Below are 20438 nucleotides of genomic sequence, written 5' to 3'. Positions count from 1 at the left end.
TAGGACTTTTGCTTCGAACCGTGCCACGGTTTCTAATCTTTTGCTTACTAACCGTGGCACGGCTCGAAGCAAAAGTCTATTGGCATTATACGATAATTAACTAGCTGATTAACTTTAACTAATTATCGATTGATGAGTATGGTTCCACTATATTTCTGGACTACATCACTCTTCAATGTCTTGTAATAGAAGACGTAAGGATAAATATTATTAGGACAAACGTCGCCTTTATATTCACCATCCCATTTTGGATTTGGGCTTTCTTCGCTGTAGATGGGATTACCCCAGCGATTATAAATATCCAGTTTTATAGCTTCTCCGCCGACGACAATCAGCTTGAAAATATCGTTCACACCATCTCGATTAGGTGTAAATGCAGTCGGGGCAAAAATTTGAGCCGAACAAGGGCCATCGACTGTTAGGGTTCTTGTCTTTGAACACCCAAACTGATTGCTGATTTTTACCTTATAAATGCCTTCATGTTGAATCTCAATAACTGGTTTCGTTTCTCCCAGATCCTGCCACTCGTAACGTAAATTATCTTCTAAACCACCGGCTTCAACCGTTTTTTCCAGGCAAATTGTCGCATCAGCCATTATCTTGGGCGAAGGATTTATGATAACGCTAACAGAATCAGTAGCCTGACAAGTCGATTGGTAGACAGACAAAGTATAGAGTCCTGATTTTTGGGGAGATATTGAAGGGGTTGTCTCGCCGGTTGACCAAACGTATGTCGTGGTAGGTGTCAGGTTGGTTATTTGGGGCTTTAATTCAATCGGAACGCCCTCACATACAGTTACGGAATTACCCAAATCCACGAGTGGTGTTTGACCTATCTCAATGCTTCGGGTTGCCGAACATCCTTCAGCCGTACTGACTTTTACCTGGTATTTTCCAGCATTATTGACTGTCAAACTACTACTTCTGGCTCCGCCCGGAGACCATTCATACGTTAAATTGTTTCCTGTGGCACCAGCGTCAATGGTTATTGAATTAGCAGATAAACAAAGCTTCTCGTCAGGTTTTATCGTTGGTTTGATGACGATAATGACATCAACAGTGTCCTTCGCTTCGCAATTTGACGTGGTGTTTTTGACTGTAATTACATATTTTCCACTCTGGCGAACCAGTATTTTAGTTGAGTTGACAGTTGTTCCGCCAGGTAATGACCAAACATAGCTGTTCCAGTTTGCGTTTGTTGGGCTGGAAAGTGTGACCGTATCACAAGCGGAGATATTGTTTTTGCCGAAACTGTATGTAGCTGCGTTTGTAAAATCGACGGTAATTTCTTTTTCCAGATAGCACGTATTATCTGTTGGATTGAAAACTCTAACTTTGAAAATTTGAGTGCCCGTACCAGACACCGTTACTGTATCCTGAGTTGCTTTTGTAGCGGGAATTCCGTTTCCTGACCACAGTAGGGATGAATTGGCATTTGCCTGAAGTTGAACACTTCCACAAGCTCTGCCTACTATTTTCGGATTTACGTCTAAAATGACAATGGGTATTAACGCCGATTTCGCTGAATCAATTATGCACTGTCCCACTTCTTTCACGCTAACGAAATAGCTCCCGGATTGAGTGGGCTTAAACGAAGATTGATTAGCCGCATTTATTGGTTTGTTGTCCAAAAACCATTGAAAAACCAGGCTGGGAGCGCTTGAAGTGGCTTTTGCCGATAATGTGATATCATTGCAATTGGCCCCTTTGGTGATTGTTGCTGTAACTGATAATGGTTCTTTTATATAGGAACTAATCAAATTGGGTAATCCTAACTGGCTATTCTTGTTTGAGAGATAGATTCCCTGCTCAACATAATTACAGGCTGTTCCTTTAAGATCAGGTTTATTGATTACGCCTAAATATTTCGTACCATCAAGAGCCACATAAATTAAATTGTCGGGCGCAATTTGTAATGCTCCAATTCTGACCGCTCCTGTTGCATTGGTAGCTACACCTATTTCGACTCTCGACGATGCAAAACTTGCGTCGCTAGTGGCGTTAGCGTCAAATTGATGAATGATCTTCGATTCAGCACTTGAAACATATAAATATTGATTGTTAGGAGAAAATTCGGCACCATAAGCATAGCGCGTTGCAGCATCCTGAAATGTAATAACGTTTGATAAAATGCCATTCGCATTGTCAAAATTAAACAATTCTACTCTTCGAGCCGACCAACTGCATACGGCAATTTTCCGTCCGTTATTGGATGCTTTCAGATAACCAATCGCTGCAGTAAAATCACCCTGAACGCTGCCTACTTTGCTTGCTACAAAAGTCGCACTCAATCCATCTTTGGTAAGTTGATAGGCTCTAAATGTATTATTGTTAATTTCATGCATAACAACCCAGAAATCTATGTTATTACAGTGCCTGATCGCCGTAATTTTTTCGGATGCTTTTACCAGCAGGCCATTATTCTTAGAAACTATACCTCCCAGGCCTCCGTTCAGGGTCATATCAATTATAGCATATTGAAGAGGTCCTCCTTCTTTATCCACTGAAAAAACAAAATATCGATTAGGATTGCCAGGTTGTGGAACAATTATGCCTGATTGTGAAGCGGATTCATCACCGCCTAGATTTACAGCATTTGGCATGACTGAATGTCTGTTATTCCAAATAGAACGGCCATCGGTATAGAAGAGTAAATTGCCGTTTTCATTACAAATGGTAGCACAGCCTTCTGATATACTCAATGCTCCATCTGTCAGAGGAACAGGCTTTCCGGAATTGAAATCAAGACCAGCGTTTTTTCCAAAATACCATACGTTGGCTTGTTTACTAGTTTGACCCAATAGAAATGGTGTATTAAAAAAAAGCAGTATTGAGATGAGTAGTACGTGTTTCATTTTATGTAATGGGTGGAATCTGCTTTATAATGATAAACAATTTTACCAATCCTCATTAAGCTTAATTTATTGGAACTTCGGCAAGTCGGACACTACCTACCCAACTTGCCGAGGCTTAAAGAAAGAGAAGCTGGTCTGCCGACGAGAACTACCCAAACGAATACCCATCAACTATCCTTTTATGCCTTCTAGTCCCATTAATGTAACAGCGAACCAATTATTTTTTTAGTGTTTTGCTTGCGAAAGGATCAAAAACGGCCTTCCTGGCTTTTAAAGTAGGGTCTGGAAGGAAATAGAAATTCTTTCCATTTTTTTGTACGTTGCTTACACATTCATCTCATGCCAACAGAGCATGATTTATCGTTTATCATTTATCATTCATGATCTAGTATGTCCATTCGGGTTCAGAACCTAACGAAAGAATATAACAACCAGCGGGCCGTTAACCAGATTTCACTGACGGTTCAACCGGGCGAAATTGTCGGATTTCTGGGGCCTAATGGGGCTGGTAAGTCAACAACTATGAAGGTCGCTACGGGCTATCTGCCCCCTACCGATGGTACGGTCGAAGTAAATGGTTTCGATGTCAGAACGCATCCAATGGATGTGCGTCGGAGCATTGGCTACCTGCCTGAACACAATCCTCTTTACCTCGATTTATACGTTAAAGAATACCTGCACTTTGCTGGATCATTGCATAACCTGCGTGGTCCAGTGCTGGCCAAACGTATAACCGATGTACTTGAATTGGTTGGGTTGGGCCGCGAGCAACATAAGCGAATTGGTCAACTCTCAAAAGGCTACCGCCAGCGGGTTGGGTTAGCGCAGGCCCTACTGCATAACCCGCCTGTACTGATCCTTGATGAACCAACTACAGGTCTGGACCCGAACCAGCTAGCCGAGATCAGGCAGGTTATTCGTGATGCAGGACGTGACAAAACAGTCCTCTTCTCCACGCATATCATGCAGGAAGTCGAAGCTGTCTGCGACCGTGTTGTGATCATTAATCGAGGGCAGATTGTTGCCGATGGGTCATTAAGCCAGCTCAGAAGCGCATCGGCAGGCGATGGCATCGTGGTTGTGGCCGAATTTGAAAGTGATTTATCGACGCCTGACATATTGAAAACCGTATCGGGTATTGAGCGGGTAGATCCGCTGGGTCAGGGCCAATATCGAATTACGGCGGCTCCAAATACGGATTTAAGAGCCGCTATCTTCCGGCTTGCTGCCGATCAGAACCTGACCCTTGTTGGTCTGCGCCAGCAGGAAAGTTCGCTGGAAGGGATTTTTAAAGAGCTGACAAAATAATAATTGGCCATGCATCAGGGCAAAGTCTACCCTGATGCATGGCCAATTATTATTTTGTATTACTTATCGGGCTGTTGCCATCAATGGATATTGATCGAAAATAGATCGGACAATTCCTTTGAAGTAATTATTCTTAAAGTTTGGATTACGCATCATCTTCGACGCATAGCCCTTCCAGATAACCTGATACGACTCGGCATCGATCAGTGAAATCATCAGAGTACCTTCATCCAGGTTGTAATCAATACGCTTGTAGGTAGCATCATCGTCTTCACGAACAACCCAGTCCTTGATAACGGGCTGCTGATACCCCCGAAACCGAAGGTCTGACCGAAAAATATTATACGAGATCAGCAGGTTCGGATTGCGGTTGCTGACACGATAACCACGGGCTTCCATCTGATGACGGATTGCGTCCTGAATATCGGAGCAGAGAAGTGTCGAGTCGACAAATTCGCACTCTAAAAAATTAAACGATTCGTAGTTCTTAAAATGGCCTTCGTAGCTATAATCATGCTCCACAAAAAGTCTACTGGGCGAACAACCCGCCATAGCGACAATGGCCAGTACAAACAAAACACCGATGCACTTTTTCATACTCCAGCTCGTAAAGGTTTTCGATAAATATACTCAGATGAATTAGTAGTGAAATCAATCTTTTGGTCGAACCCAAATATAACCGTAAATGTTTGGCAAACAATAGCCTACTACCAAATTTTAATTCTTATTTACCCCTCGGTAAAACTCCAGCCCCCGACGCATTTCGCCAGCTGTAACCGGAACATCGAATGTACAACTACCCGGCCCATCGAGCAATGCCATTCGAACCTGATTACCCCGATTCTTTTTGTCCTGTAAGGTAAGTGCCAGAATCGGTTCCGTATCTGCATCGGTTAGTCGTACATTTCCATATACGGCAAACATGTATTCTTCGATTTGTGTCAGCAAGTTTTCATCAATCATCTTTTTGTGAAAGGCAATGTAGGCTTCGGCAACCATACCGACGGCAATGGCCTCGCCGTGTAACAAACGCTTCCGGGGCTGCGTCAAATAGTAGGTTTCCACGGCATGACCCAGCGTATGGCCGAAGTTCAGAATTTTACGTAACCCCTTCTCGGTTGGGTCTTGCTCGACTACACGTTGTTTTACCGCAACCGAATGAGCAACTAGTGCGGCCCAGTCCTGCTCGTCAAGATCGCGACGGCGAATTTCATCCCACATGGCTGCATCGGCAATCAGGCAATGTTTGATAACCTCGGCAAAACCCGATCGTAGTTCCCGTTCTGGCAGCGTTGCCAGAAATGCGGGATCAATCAGGACGGTATCTGGCTGTTTAAAAACCCCGATATGATTTTTAAAGCCTCGAAAATCAATACCCAGTTTACCCCCTACACTGGCGTCTACCTGCGAGAGAAGCGTGGTAGGCAGTTGTGCAAAGGCAATACCCCGTTTGTAGGTAGCCGCACAGAAACCGCCCATATCGCCAATAACACCACCGCCGAGGTTCAGTACCAATGCATGACGGTCGAAGTTAGCGCGCGTTAGGGCGTCCCAGATCATTTCGCAGGTAGCGATATGTTTCTGTTCTTCACCAGCCTTTATCCGAACAAGGGTATGTTTCGGTAAAAACGCTTTCAGATCAGGATAGCAAAAACGAAAGGTATGATTGTCGGCAATAATGGCAACGGCCGAAAAATCGTAGGATTCCAGGAAAGCAGGCAGGCTTTCAGCGATGGGGGCAATAGTTACAGTTGACATATCGTAAAAGTACAGTAGTACTCGGTCGGTACATAAGTAGACCGGCAAGTATTTTTAATATCGGCCGAAATTATAGCTTTGTAGGTACTATTCAGACTTAACCTATTTCCTTTCCCGTCTATGAAGTATCGCTACCGCGTTCTGTCCGGTTTATTTTTACTTTCAACCATCACCTATCTCGACCGGGTCTGCATGAACGTGGTCAGTAAATATGTAAAAGCTGATCTGCATCTTGACAACGAACAATTTGGCTATATTCTGGGTGCCTTTTCGTTATCATATGCCTTATTTGAAATCCCGACCGGTTCGCTGGGCGACAAAATTGGTCCGCGCCGTATTCTGACCCGGGTAGTGTTGTGGTGGTCTGGTTTTACGGCCCTTACTGGCACGGCATTCTCGTTTCTTTATCTGCTCATAGTTCGGTTTCTGTTTGGCGCTGGTGAAGCAGGTGCCTATCCAAACGCGTCTATTGCGATTGCTCGTTGGTTCCCGGCCGTTGAAGTAGGGCGGGCTCAGTCGGTCATCTGGGCCGCTGGTCGATTGGGGGGTGCCTTAACCCCTTTGCTGGTCATTCCTCTCGTCCATTGGGCAGGCTGGCGGTGGGCCTTTGGCATATTAGGTATAGTAGGCGTTTTATGGGCTGTAGTTTGGTTTTTCTGGTTTCGTGATGAACCGGCAGCTAAAGAAGGGATCAGTGACGAAGAAGTCCGGGAAATTGAACAGGGTCGAAAAATCAAATACTCCGACCATCAGATTCCCTGGAAAACGATCATTCGCAACCCTGATTTATGGGCTCTGATGTTGATGTGTCATTTGTTTTTCTACGGATCGTATTTCTTCACCAACTGGTCGTCAGTCTATTTTCAGGAGGGACGGGGGATGACCGAAGATCAAACGAAAAACTTTATTTCCCTCTCTTACTTTCTGGGCGCAGTTGGCTGCCTGGTGGGTGGAGTCTTGAGCGACCTTCTGACCAAACGATATGGTCTGAAAATAGGCCGTAGAGCCGTTGGCATGGGTGGCCTGGGACTATCGAGTTTGTTTTTTCTGCTGGCAGGAATGACTACCGACAATCAGATGGCGGGCTATCTGCTAGCGATATGCGTATTAATGAAAGACTTGGCCCTGCCCGTTGCGTTTGCGGTCTGTGTCGACATTGGGCAGCGAAACGCGGGTACGGTAACGGGTTCCATGAACTTTGCCGGGCAATTAGGTGGCTTTTTTATTACCATCCTGTTCGGCATCATCGTCAAACAGACGAATAATTTCAATTACCCACTATTCATGATTTCGGGTTGTCTGCTGGTCAGCGCCTTATTATGGCTCCGCATTGACCCAACTAAGGCTGTGAGTATAAAAAATTGATTAGACAGCCTCAGGTATGTCGTTTTTAGGAATACCTAACCAGTTATTAGGTTAGTGGCCGTTGCCTTATTATAAAGCCCTATTTAAGCATCCATAGATAACTAGTAACCGTAGCCTTAGTTGGCGTATAGGAAGAGCAGTTCTTTTCCAACAAAACCCGTAAGGCTATGATATTAAAAATGGATCGGCTACCCATTGAGTTGCCCAAGCCCAACAACCCATCGGCTAACAATGCGGCTGCCGTTCAGGAATTACTAGGTGGCAAGTTCGGTGAAATGTCCACTCTGATGAATTACACGTATCAATCATTCAATTTCCGGGGGCGCAAAAAACTGCGTCCATTCTACGACCTGATTTGTAGTATTGCGGGCGAAGAATACGGTCATATTGAAGTGGTGGCCTATACTACGAACCTATTGCTGACAGGCACTAGTAAGCGTGGTATGGATCCAGCCAAAACGCCACTCGCCAACGGTGTTGATGCCCGAAATACAAGCCATTTTATTGCCAGCGGCCAATCAGCCCTGCCTATGGATTCGATGGGACGTTTCTGGAGTGGCGAAAATGTGTTTAGCAGTGGCAATCTGAAGCTTGACTTATTGCATAACTTCTTTCTGGAATGTGGAGCGAGGGCCAATAAAATGCGGGTATATGAAATGGTTGATACGCCAACTGCCCGAACCATGGTCGGCTATCTGCTCGTTCGCGGAGGGCTGCATGTAGTGGCCTATGCCAAGGCACTAGAGAAACTGACGGGCGTTGAAGTAACAAAATTGCTCCCGATTCCTGACCTGAGTAATGATGCTTTCCCGGAAGCCAAAAAGTTTATGGAGCAGAAACTTCACCTTCAGCTCTATACATTTAGCCAGGAAGATTATAAGCAGTCAGGCCTGATTTGGAATGGTCCCCACCCTGAAGATGGGCAGGAGTGTGTAGTTATTGAAGGGGCTATTCCTGGATATCCCGTCCCCGACCTCGACGAAGAACCTCAACTCAATGCACCGGGGGCCGATGATTTCGATCCACAAATGTTTGCGGATATGGCAAAAAAAATGGGTATCAATTATCAATATTAGGTGTAAAAAAGACTAAAGGCTGGCTCTGACTATAGAATCATAGTCAGAGCCAGCCTTTAGTCTTTTTTATCTTTTTACGATATCACTTTCAACCCATCGGCAAAGGCTTTCATCTGGTCCATGGTGCCCAGGCTAACGCGGCACCAATACTGACCGTCGAACTTCCACTGGCGGATACTCACGCCCTGTTCCAGCATCCGACCAACAAAATCTTCACCCTTCATCCGAATCGAGAACATCACGAAGTTTGTGCCCAACGGCAATCACTTCAGAATCAAAAAACGAGCCACTTGCTGCCTGTTATTCGTCCCATCAGCTGTAATAAAGTAGGTTCCTGCGGGGAAAGGCCCAAGATCAAAGGTGATCCTTTCAGAAGTAGCTGACTTTTTTTGTTGCAATTGCTTCCCATTACTATCAATCATAGTGACTGTATAAGGTTCGGAGCTAGTGGGAAACACATGGATAAAGTCAGATGCGGGATTGGGGCCGACGGTAAAAAGTGGATTTTCCGTTGTTAAATTACTCTCCAGAACCACAGCCTGTCCGCTTCGGGCAGATGCTGACGACTGACTATATACCAGAAGCCTCGGGCAGTCATCAGATACACTACTTTCTCTGGAATTAAAATTGGCATCTGTTTTATCGATATCAGTAGTCGTAGGCTCAGACACGATATGGATAGTCAGCAGCTTATCTGCCGACAATCTTCCCAGAACGGTGGCCGTGATGTTCAATCTTAAGGTAGAACCGGCTCCTCGCCCAGTTAATTCGCCAATCCTTGTCGTATGGCCCGGTTTGTTCGTCCAGTTAATACCTGTTTCCGTCCAGGAGTTATTTTCTACAAGGTAAAAAACCCATTTAGTTTTGGCAACGGATGTATTCGCGTTACTGACCTTCAAGTGCAAGAGCACACTATCCATACTGGCCGGGATGCTGGCCAGATCAAATTTGATGAAAGCCTCACGTGTGTATCCCGTTGCATCTTTTTTCAGGGTCAATATAGTTTCCTGACCATAGTTAACATTCGCATATGAACCATTACGGACAAAGGCATCGGCGATAGCACTCACACTACCAACTGGCCGCACAGCCTCATAAAGTGGACTCGAAGGAGTGATCGTTGTGCTCACGCTGCTTCCGGCGTCAAATCCCGTCGGCATCGTCATATCGGCTGACTTCATCTCCGAAAACTGAGCCGTTTTAAGGCCCAAATGGATCTGTTTAGCCTGTTGTGTCGGATCAGCAATATGAACGACAACGGTACTGGTAGAAACATTTTTCAGCATAACCACACAAGGCTGATCTACCTTTACAAGTACACCGTCCGCTTGAAACTCCCCTGCCCGATAAAATACGATCTGCCAGACACCCAATACATTATGCCTGACCCCCTGCATGGTTGAGTCATTGGCCAGGATACTGATATTGTTGCCGTTATAAGCCTGCATTTGGCTGGCAGACGTTTTTCCAGGTGTCACAATGTATGCGTAGTTAGCATTGGAAGGATTCAAGCCATGTTTAAACCAAAGTTTGAAAACGTCCGCAGAAACCGTTTCAGAAGCTATGGTGCTATTGATCTTTGACCAATCACCGGTTTGTGTCTGATTGCTAACCGAAACCTTACCTCCCTTGGGGAAAAAATAACCGACATTTCCTTGCAAAACCCATTTTAAGTTGCTGTCATAGTCACGACCACCTTTACTCAGTACGGTCACATTACCTGAACCATCAGCTATCGTAACATCTGTTTTTAGCAAGCATTGATTGAGCGCAGTATTGATATTCTGGGCAGCGCCGGAAGCTATTCCCGCACCTAAACAAACAATCTCCTCATCAAAGAAAAACCATGATTTCTTCGCGGTAGTATTATAATCGTTCATGGCATAAGCACTTGCCCCATAAACTCCATCAGACACTCCGCCTACAAAACTTGACTTTCCTAAATATGTCCCGAAGTCGGTCCTTTTAGGGTAAGATGTAATTTCTGGTACAGTCGTACCTGGAATCTTATTCCAATCCCAAACCGGAAAAATATTGAAGTATTCATCCCCATTTACTGCTATATAATTCACTCCTTCTGTCAGGTAATATCCTTTAAGGTTTTCACCATTACCTGTTTCAGATTTTTGGGTTCTGGTAGAAACGTTGCGTAGCCCAAAAGTGTAGTTAGGGCTGAGGTGCAACGAATAATCGGACCGCCAGTAGTGTATGTGCTCTGAAAGGATATTATATGATGCAGGCTGTATTTGCCGCATTCGTTGAATCGCATCATCATAAGCACCTGAATTGGCGGAAATGTCGACTGCCTTCACTTTTTCTAACAACCCTGGGTTGGCCTTACCCGCGTTTTTCCTAGTCACTCCACGACCAAATAGATTAAAATCTGCATAGGCACCCCTGGAAGGCTTGATGAACCCTTTTCTAACAAAGTTGGAAAAAATAGCTATTTTATCCGCCGGGAACGCAAAAGACGTGCCTACCACCCAGGAGGCAACATTTGAGATTCCGGAGATGTACTCGTTGCCATAACCATATATATATAATTGTGGCCCATGTGCCAAGTAAGAATTGTCTTTTTGTATCCCTGAAGATCCGATCAAAATAGAGTTATTTACCTGTGTTACTGCCTCTTTCAACAGCGTCTCATTTTGTGTAAGACACGCGCGCATAATGTAATGTTGTGCAACGTCAGTCAAATTGGAGCCTTGCCTGACAGTGCTATTACTAAATGTATAACCTTTTGTCATCCAGGCAAGCATTTGACTTTCCAGCGTCGACGATATGCCGCTGGGCGACTTTCGAAGGCAAATCAATAAGTTACCAACAGATTTCGGGACACTAATCGTAAGATAGAACCAGTTCGTGCTACTTGGCGCAGGGTTCAGCCCCAACCAGTAATTCATTCCCCCCTCTATTTTTTGTTTCAAATCCGCCTTGCCATAAAAAGCGCTGGACGGATTGGCATAAGCCTTGGCAAACAGTCCTAATCGATCCAGATGTTTACCAACTAGCCAGTTACCTTGCGCGGTTGAACTATACGGAATATCACTCCATGAATAATCAGAGCGCATAGCATTCGACAACGAGTCTACTTCAGCGTCCAACGTAGCCCCGCTTGCCGACTGGAAATCATGGTAAATCCGGTCCATAATTAGATCAAAATCCGCCGTAGATTGCCCGTAGCTGTATGTCTGTATAACGAGTACAAGGAAGAGCATTTTAGCTCGATCCGCTAACTTAAAAAAACGCAACAATGACTTCATAAACGATACAAGTTAAATGGAATAGGATGAATTGAATTCTGATCACTTATCAACTATTGATCAAACTGCTCACTTTCTTTATAGCTATTGGCACAATTCCCAATAGCTTCCTGGCTAAATCCATAGAGACCTGGCATAAGAGTAAGAACCTAGCCGACATAACCCTTTTTAAGATCGGTATTGCTTATTGCAAGAGCTCAATTCGAATGGCATGCAAAAGAGATCGACGGTTCGAATCCTATTTTTTTCCAGCGGTCCCTTTTAAGTTTTTTCCCACAACTAAATGCGAACTTCTGGCGCCATAATTTGACTATGCACTTGATCATTTATTTTCCTCTAAATTTCAGAATCGGTATGGCAGCCAGCTGCCATACCGATTCTGAAAGAGAGCTGACCGTTTAATTTTTAGAAGTTTGCAGCTTTACCTGTATCCCACCAAAGGCGGGTTGCAATATCATCCTTTGCGCCTGCACCCATTTTTGTTACTGCATCGGTAATAGCGGCAGTATTACCAGTTCGCTCAGCAGTTACAAAAGGCATTCTTTTGATCCATTGATCCGCTGGAATAAGGCCCCAGTCGCCATTGCTGTCATTTTTGGCCACGCCAGGTATTTTCGGATAGCCTGTCCTTCTGAAATCTACCCACGCTTCCACTGTATTGGTGAAAGTATTTATGTATTTCTGGGTAATGATTTTCTCCAGCTTTAGTTCGTTCGGGTCCGCTTCGTTCCATGCAACAGTGATGGTTGAGGCCGCCGTGAAATTGTTACGCGCATCAATCGGGTCCACATAGTTAATCGGCTTGCTGGTGTTATCTGCCAGATAAGCATCTACACCACCAGCGCCCCAATCCGCAAAGGATAACTTGATACCTTCTTCGTAGTTGGTTTTGGGATCACCTGCGCCCGCCCAGCCCCTGAGTCCGGCTTCTGCTTTTAAAAATGCCACTTCTGCCGCCGTAAAGTTTCTTCTGGTTTGTACAGTCTGAAAATCTTCACTCACTTTCGAGAAAGGCACGTGATCCGCTTTTGCCTTGATGTAAGCTCCATTCCTTATACCTTTATAAGGTACAGAAGGGTGATCTGCATACAAGGCGGCATTGGATATGGGCGCAAAATATTTTGAAATTCGACCATCTTTTAAACCTATCAAGAAGGATTCCATTGGCGCCCCCATGCGGGTATCGTCCCACTCGTAACAAATCTGAGCAACTGGTATCTTGTTGCCATTCAATGAATTGACAAAATTATCGGCGTTAGTCGTTATTAATCCGGCAGGATCGCTCAGTGCTTTTTCGCCCTGGGTTTTGGCCATTGCCGGGTCTACTTTTGAAATACGCATAGCCAGTCTCAGACGCAGGGAATTTACTACTTTCATCCAGGAAGGAATACTGCCATTGTATTTGGTAGGATCAAATTTTTTAAACCCTGGATACTCTTTATTAGCCGCAAATTCTGTTTGTATAGAATCCAGCTGACTAAAGAAAAGTGGATACAAATCGGCTTCCTTGTCATATGGAATTGAATTGGCCGTAGTACCGTATTTCGAATAAATGATCGGTCCATGAACCGCCGTTAATTTAGACATAGCCAAAATACGTATCAGCTTCGCCCAGGTCGCAAACAGTGGTAAATTGTTATCTTTTGCGAGCTGGATTACCTGCTTCGCTGGGGACATTACGCTACCATACTCCCTTCCCCAAAACGAGTTCCACCGTATGTAGTAGGTTGTATTATTTACATTGCCTACAAAATCGGTCGGCGTGCCCATGAATCCCATCCAGTTATCAGCGCATAAATCCTCTTCGATCTGGTGACCGTTCAAGTTGAAGATCATGTTTGAAAATGGAGAGCCTACAAGGTTAAAATCCTGTTTAAGTACTTCATCCGAAATTTGATTCGGGTTCTGGTTTGTCTCTATAAAATTATCGGTACACGCTGCTAATGCAATCGCGGACACCAGTGTTATAATTACTTTTTTCATTTCAATGATTTTAAAGCTTTTAGAAACTAAACTTCAGGTTCAACCCATAAGATCTTGTGGATGGTAAACCAAACACGTCGGTCGACTGCATAGCATTGTTGGTACTCATTGCCTGCTCGGGATCGAAAGGTGCTTTTTTGTAGAAGAAGAACAAGTTTCTACCTACAAAAGAGATAGAAGCATCTTTAAACACTGGGTTTGCACCTTTGCTTTTAAAGTTGTAGCCTATCACAAGCTGCCCTAACCTGACGTTTGTTCTTGAGAACACATAAGGTTCCATGATCTTATTCCTGTCACCAACGGCAGAATAATACGTATAAGGAGCCAGGGAAGTAACAGCTGCGCCCTCAGGTGTAACTGCGTTAATCGATACTGATCCGGCATCTCTTGCCTCCGCAGATCTTTCGCTCACACCATAAGAATCCAGGAATGCTTCTGTTTTGGAGAAGGCTACACCACCGAATTTACCGTTAACCAGCACGCTGGCGAAGAAATTACGGTAACTCAGGTTATTGGTCCATCCCAGTAACAGCTTGGGGTTCACGTTACCTACGAGAGTTTGCGTAGCTGCCTTTGTAGGAACACCATTTTTATCCAGGATAATCTGCCCTGCGTCATTGCGCGCGAACTTGTAGACATAAACATCATTGAAAGAGCCACCTGCTTTGATGATCGATGCAAAACCCTCATTGTCGCCCCCCACCTGATAGTCCGGATTGGAAGTGATCAGTTCTACAATCTTGTTTTTGTTCTGAGAAGCATTGATCGTGGTATTCCAGCGGAAATGATCTGTACGGAAAGGTTCTGCATTAAGCGTCAGCTCAAATCCGTTGTTTTCGATCCTTCCCGCATTGATATAGTAGGTTGTATATCCCGAGCCCGAAGGCGCTGCCAATGAAAGGAACTGATTGGTACTGACTCCGTTGTAATAAGTAAAGTCAAGCCCTAGCTTATTGTTAAAGAATTTGGTTTCCAAACCGTATTCGTTGGCTACGATTTTTTCAGGCTTCAGGTTTGTAAAGGGTACCTGCGTTGGCCTGTTGATACCGCCTATGCCAGTCGGGCCACCTGCACCGCCGATAGAACTCAATGGTACCACCCGGTTATAAGGTACTTCATTCGCTGTTTGTGAAAACGAAGCCCTTACTTTTAGCAATGAAATAGCCTTAGGCAAATCAAGCATCTGGCTGATGACAGCAGATCCTCCAATAGATGGGTAAAAGTAAGACTGGTTACCGGTAAGGGCCAGGGTAGAAGCCCAGTCATTACGCCCGGCAAGGTCCAGGAACAGAAAGTCCTTGAAACCAAGAGACAAGTTAGCAAATGCGCCTTGCTTGATGGTATTGCTATAATCCGGATGGTTATTGAAAATTACGTTATAAGGCATGTTCGCAAACGTATATACGTTGGGATACTGCAACGACACCGTACCATTGTTTACGGTCATTCCATCATAGTATTTGTTTTTCTGATAACTAAGTCCGGCAAGTGCATTCAAACTGAAATCGCCCAGGCTCTTGTTATAGGTAAGGATACCATCGGTGTATACGGATTGATCGGTGTATCTGGCGTAGGCCCATGTGCCGTTCGGGCTAACGCTTACAGAGTTACCACCGGCAGCATAGCGCTTATCATCCAGAACATTATTGTAATCGATATTGGCCCTTACTTCGAATCTAAGGTTCTCCAGGATATCATAGGAGAGTTTAACGTTGGCAATGAGTCTCTTGTAAGACTGCAGTTTCGGATCCCTGTTAAGTTCCCAGTAAGGATTGTTTTGCTTTTCTTCTGTCGAATACCAGTTCATCTTGTCCATGTTCCTGGCCTCATTGAACACCGCGTAGTTATTTTTGTAGCTAGTAAAGTCGCGGTCTCTAGCGAACAAATACAGACCGGTCAGCGGGTTGTTATAGTAACCTGCACCCGGACGGTTTCTGGACACTTCAGCAGACAGGATCATGCCGGAGCTTATTGTAATCCTGTCATTCAGCAGTCTGGTGCTTTGTCTGAACGAAAAGTTATTTTTCCCGTAGGTATTCGTTGGCATTATACCCTTCGAAGAAATATTTGCGTAGGAAAAATATACATTCGTTTTAGCGTTCCCGCCAGTGATTGCCACTGAGTTAGTGAAGGTAGAGCCCGTCTGGAAAAAATCTTTGATATAATCTTTCTGATAATTGTTCGCTTTAACTTCCGGTGTTCCCAGGGGAGTCCAGCTATAATCCCCGCCCACAGTTCCATAACGATACTGAAAATCAGGAAGACCGGATACTTTTTCCAAAACAGCACTGGAATTGAAGTCCACAGACAATTTACCTTCCTTGCCCTTTTTGGTTGTGATCAGTATAACGCCGTTGGCGCCCTGGCTCCCATAAAGAATAGAAGCATTTGCTCCTCTCAATATGCTGATAGTTTCGATATCAGCGGGGTTAATGGCAGAAAGACCATCGCCACCATCCGTTCCACCATAAGAACCTGGTTGCGCGCCTTTGTTATTGACCATAGGAATACCATCGATCACATAAAGGGCCTCACTCGATCCCTGCAAGGATTTATTCCCCCGTAGGACAGCCCTGGTGGAACCACCGGCACCTGAGCTACTAACTTTGATGTCGATACCTGCTGCCTTGCCATTTAGGGCATCGACGAAGTTGGTATTGGCGGCTTGCCGCAATTCGCTACCCCCAATCTGCTGGGTTGCATAGGTTAACGCCTTTTTTTCCCGTTGGATACCCAAGGCTGTTACGACTACTTCGCCCAATTGATTTACGTCTTCAACCAGCACAACTTCTATGGTCTTTTGGCTGCCAACCGTAACCTCTTTCCTCAAATACCCAATCGACGAAAATACCAGGACAGCATCGTTATCAGGCACATTGATACTAAAAGTACCATCCGCATTAGAGATTGTCCCAACTGTAGCGCCTTTGAGCACAATATTTACACCTGGAATAGCTGACCCCTTTCCGTTCCTAACGGTTCCTTTGATTTCCTGAGCCAAACGGCTATCAATTTGTTTTTTACCCGAAGTAACCCGCTCTAGTTTGCCGAGGTCAACAGCCAATGCTGGCAAACCGGCAAAGTTCATGACCCCAAGAAAAATAAAAAGTCCGCAACGCCCGATAATTCGAGGGACAAGTCCTCGTAGCTGTTTTCTCATAATTATCTAGTAAAAAAATTAACAGTTGAAAAAATTGTGAATAAAATAGGTTAGGATTTTGAGCCGGTAATCTGTGTCCGCCACCTCCATAGCTGAACATTGGAACTGGTTCTGCTATGTAAATTCTGGATGCATCTGCTCCTGATTCGCTTCCAGGCCGCGCAGTATAAGACCACCACCCCCTCTCTGACTTTTTTGGGCAAACACATTTCCCGTCTGCATTAATACCTCCGCTGAAACGGGACTATTTTGACGAGAGATCTCTTCCTGACCAATATGAAGGGTCTGAAATGGAAGCGTGATGCCTATGACTATCAACCAGGTCATGTAATCTCAATGAAATACGGGTTTAAAATTTTGGCCTACTAAAGGATCGTGAAAGCCGGAAAATCGCGGCCTTTCCCGGTAGCACAAACACTCCCTCACTTGATCAATCATTAAAGATTCAAGCACACAATTGTGCCTGTCGGATTTAAATGCCATTAGCAGTCTAACACCCGATAACCGGAGCGATATAGCATGTACTACTATTGATCAAGCTGCTCACCTGCTTTGTAGGCATTGGCACGAGGTCCCATAGCTTTCGAGTTACATGCGCCGGAACCTTTGTCGGTCAACCAAAATGAAGCTGAAAAGCCCCAATACAACTGACAACAAGATGCTTTGAATAGCAAATCAAATCCTTGAATACAAATTTATAAAAATAATTCAAATAGTAGTATATATAATGATCTACTATTTGTAGAAAAAAAGTTTATATTTAATTAACCTTAATTCCTATTATACATATAAACTTAATAGCGTTACCAGACATACTCTCAACAATACATCGTACTGGCATATGAAAACTAATTGCATTCTATCCCTCTTGTGTTTGATCAACGAAGCACCTTCTCAGACCGCGTTGCTGATCATTACACAGTACTCTACCGATAATAGCCTGCTACAAAACAGTGCTAAAAAGAGCGCATTTGATAAATGGGGGTGACTGGATGGCGCGACCGGAATGGGTCTCGTCTTATTTGATAGCAGAAACGTTTCCGTATTCGGGACGTCTGAAATCAAAGGCCTGCGGTTGGACCGGATATAATTGATCAATACCAATACAAAAGGAGTTGTCTATGTATTGTTAGAAGGCGGCCAGATCTTGGCGGTTCCTCTTAAAAGGTCTTTTGGTATACCAGTTCCAGCAATCAACTCCCACAAATCAATCTTATTTCCTACTCAGGGTTCGCCAGCCTTGACTTGACTACCTATTATATTCTCAACCAATTTTATAGGGATTATCCGGAGGGATGCCACTACAGCATATGTACTACCACCGGGTAGCTTTATTTGTAGGTAGCGTCTGATGTTTTATATCTTTCAAAAGCAAAAAAATAACAGAGCTTGTCAATTATTCAAAAAGGCATTCTCTAAAATACGCGTTTGTGAAGGGTCAAATTCTGATATCGCCAATCGAAATTTACACGGACTAACCTTTAGAAGTAAAAATATGATATCGGAACTGGCCATCGGAAACATAGATGTACCGACGTTGGGGGCTGTATATCGCGTGAGAGAGCAGAAAAAATAATATCTAAGCTCCTTTGTTATCCAGAAGCCTTATTTTTCACAACCAGTACTGCCGAAAACAACAGATGAAAGTTTTTACGCTCATGCCCTAATAAACGATTCTATAATTTCCTAACAAAAACTGATCGTGGCTCCAGGCGTTAAAACAGCCAGATTGGATTTAAACCACGAGCCCTTCGCCGGCGTTGAGGTGTCTCAAAGTCAACAATTATATTTTCAAAAAAGTAATCTTTCACTAACCAGGTATGATTTCCAAATCAATAATCTGACCAATCTTTTTTCACTCAAATACCCCATTACCTCTCTGCGCCACAAAAAAGCGGATGATGGATCATACTTTTCACGCAGAGAGAGCTTAGAAAGCTCTTCAGGGTTCATTAAATGAACTCCAGCCCTTCCCGCACACGGATTGAAATGGTACACAATAGCGATCGAAATAAAATCTACCAATCAGCTTTAAAGTCAATGCAACTAAACCTATTTGCTGACCTATAACCACGCCAAACAGTTTAAGACCTTGTAGGACTAAGAATTCGTCTGCGCTGAGTGGCAAATAAAACCGACTACCTCTACTCGAGACCCGACTCAGTTCACTCTGGGACTATAGATCTAAGTGTAAAAAAGACTAGAGGCTGGCTTTGACTATGATTCTATAGTCAAAGCCAGCCTCTAGTCTTTTTTATCTTTTTACGATATCACTTTCAACCCATCGGCAAAGGCTTTCATCTGGTCCATGGTGCCCAGGCTAACGCGGCACCAATACTGACCATCGAACTTCCACTGGCGGATACTCACGCCCTGTTCCAGCATCCGACCAACAAAATCTTCACCCTTCATCCGAATCGGGAACATAACGAAGTTGGCACCCGATGGTAATGGTTCGTAGCTATGCTGTTTCAGTACGCCAAGCAAATAATCCTTTGATTCTTTGGCTTTGCCAAGTGAGAATTTGACAAAATCCTTATCCTGCAAGCTAACCGAGGCTGCCCGTAGCGTAGTCATGCTGATACAGCTACCGCCAGTGGCGAATTTACTGATCTGCTCCAGCAATTCGGGTTTGGCAACCATATAACCAGTCCGCAGACCAGCAAAACCGTGCACTTTGGAGAATGTCTTGGTGATAATGACGTTGCTGCCTTTTTTCACCATATCAACCATCGAGTACGCTTTCGGATCGGGCGTATAATCGATGTAGGCTTCGTCAACCAGAATTGGTGTCTTCGCTCCAACTGATTCGCAAAAAGCGCGCAGTTTGGCGGGATCAACAATGATAGCCGTTGGGTTATTCGGGTTACAGAGGTAAACCATTCCCGTTTGGCTACCCACGCGTTCGTTAAGCTTATTCAGGTTAATGTCATATCCATCGGCAGCGACGAGTGGAACACGATCCATCGTAATTCCGTGTTTTACGGCTGTACGTGGCAGAGCATCAAATGTCGGATCAGGAGCAACGATCGTACGACCCGCATTCGGGCGATAGGCAGCCCAAAGTGAAGCCGCTGTCAGCAACTCACCCGAACCGGCTCCTAACAGGATGTGATCTTCGGGAACACCTTCTGTTTCGGCAACCAGTTTACGGAATTGCCGGGCATACTCCATAGCATAGAGATAGCCATCAGGAGCGGATTCCGTAATGGTTTTGAGTGCTTTTGGCGAAGGACCATATGGGTTCTCATTTGCAGAAAGCCGTGCCTTCAGCGTTCCTCCCTTCGGGGCTTTGTAGCCCGCAGGCATTTCGGGTTCTGGTTCACAAAAAGCAGCTGGTGCAGCAGCCAGGCTCAAACCAGATAACATACTGGCACGGAGCCAGTCACGACGATTGATTGACATAGGTGAGCGTTGGTATTAAGACAAAAGGAATGTTGAGAATAAGTACGAATAACTTAATTCATCGAGCGATTACTGCCTGTAATCCGGCGATAGGTAATCGATATAGAAAGACTGTTTTGTTGCACCAACTTTAATACAACAAATATAGGCACTTAATACGATTGTCAAATAATATTTTGATTCAAACTCGATAAATACAAATAAAATTCTACTTAAATAAGCAAAGCCAAAATATAATCCAACACAGTACGTCCATTTTTTCTAG

The 20438-nt window shown here is 44.4% G+C and carries 11 protein-coding genes and 1 pseudogene; 3 read left to right on the top strand and 9 right to left on the bottom strand.

Annotated features, from left to right (window positions below; genetic code table 11):
- Positions 1 to 122 precede the first annotated feature (122 nt).
- A complete protein-coding gene (locus G8759_RS06655; RefSeq protein WP_167206372.1) occupies positions 123 to 2855 on the bottom strand; it encodes a T9SS type B sorting domain-containing protein in 2733 nt (910 codons plus the stop codon).
- A gap of 390 nt (positions 2856 to 3245) precedes the next feature.
- Here G8759_RS06655 and gldA point away from each other — a divergent pair, with 390 nt between their 5' ends.
- Entirely contained in the window at positions 3246 to 4163 is a 918-nt protein-coding gene (gldA, locus tag G8759_RS06650) for a gliding motility-associated ABC transporter ATP-binding subunit GldA (RefSeq protein ID WP_167206370.1), read from the top strand.
- Positions 4164 to 4226: 63 nt separating this feature from the next.
- Here the strand turns inward: gldA and G8759_RS06645 are convergent, their stop codons facing one another.
- Both G8759_RS06645 and aroB read right to left on the bottom strand, forming a co-directional pair.
- Positions 4227 to 4760: a DUF4136 domain-containing protein gene (locus G8759_RS06645; protein WP_162387460.1), complete on the bottom strand. Its 534-nt coding sequence runs from the start codon at positions 4758 to 4760 to the stop codon at positions 4227 to 4229.
- Between the two features lie 120 nt (positions 4761 to 4880).
- Positions 4881 to 5921, bottom strand: a complete 1041-nt coding sequence (aroB, locus tag G8759_RS06640; RefSeq protein WP_167206368.1) for a 3-dehydroquinate synthase — start codon at positions 5919 to 5921, stop codon at positions 4881 to 4883.
- 120 nt (positions 5922 to 6041) lie between these two features.
- Between aroB and G8759_RS06635 the strand changes: the two genes are divergently transcribed.
- Both G8759_RS06635 and G8759_RS06630 read left to right on the top strand, forming a co-directional pair.
- Entirely contained in the window at positions 6042 to 7286 is a 1245-nt protein-coding gene (locus tag G8759_RS06635; RefSeq protein ID WP_167206366.1) for an MFS transporter, read from the top strand.
- Between the two features lie 167 nt (positions 7287 to 7453).
- Complete coding sequence (locus tag G8759_RS06630) at positions 7454 to 8362, top strand: manganese catalase family protein (RefSeq protein WP_167206364.1); 909 nt, start codon at positions 7454 to 7456, stop codon at positions 8360 to 8362.
- Positions 8363 to 8436: 74 nt separating this feature from the next.
- Here G8759_RS06630 and G8759_RS06625 read toward each other — a convergent pair.
- From G8759_RS06625 to G8759_RS06600, 6 genes and pseudogenes are all read right to left on the bottom strand, one after another.
- Positions 8437 to 8625: pseudogene (locus tag G8759_RS06625) on the bottom strand (pyridoxal phosphate-dependent aminotransferase); the annotation flags it as partial.
- A complete protein-coding gene (locus G8759_RS06620) occupies positions 8626 to 11625 on the bottom strand; it encodes a polysaccharide lyase family 8 super-sandwich domain-containing protein (RefSeq protein WP_167206362.1) in 3000 nt (999 codons plus the stop codon).
- A 405-nt stretch (positions 11626 to 12030) separates the two neighbouring features.
- Positions 12031 to 13608 carry a SusD/RagB family nutrient-binding outer membrane lipoprotein gene (locus tag G8759_RS06615; protein ID WP_167206360.1) on the bottom strand — a complete coding sequence of 526 codons (1578 nt, stop codon included), beginning with the start codon at positions 13606 to 13608 and terminating at the stop codon, positions 12031 to 12033.
- 19 nt (positions 13609 to 13627) lie between these two features.
- Complete coding sequence (locus G8759_RS06610) at positions 13628 to 16768, bottom strand: SusC/RagA family TonB-linked outer membrane protein (RefSeq protein WP_232074154.1); 3141 nt, start codon at positions 16766 to 16768, stop codon at positions 13628 to 13630.
- 114 nt (positions 16769 to 16882) lie between these two features.
- Complete coding sequence (locus tag G8759_RS06605) at positions 16883 to 17095, bottom strand: hypothetical protein (protein ID WP_167206358.1); 213 nt, start codon at positions 17093 to 17095, stop codon at positions 16883 to 16885.
- 1935 nt (positions 17096 to 19030) lie between these two features.
- Positions 19031 to 20173, bottom strand: coding sequence for a pyridoxal phosphate-dependent aminotransferase (locus tag G8759_RS06600; RefSeq protein ID WP_167206356.1), 1143 nt, complete (start codon positions 20171 to 20173; stop codon positions 19031 to 19033).
- Positions 20174 to 20438: the final 265 nt, after the last annotated feature.

This window comes from Spirosoma aureum (assembly GCF_011604685.1).
GTDB lineage: Bacteria > Bacteroidota > Bacteroidia > Cytophagales > Spirosomataceae > Spirosoma > Spirosoma aureum.
This window is presented reverse-complemented; position numbering and strand designations above follow the sequence as displayed.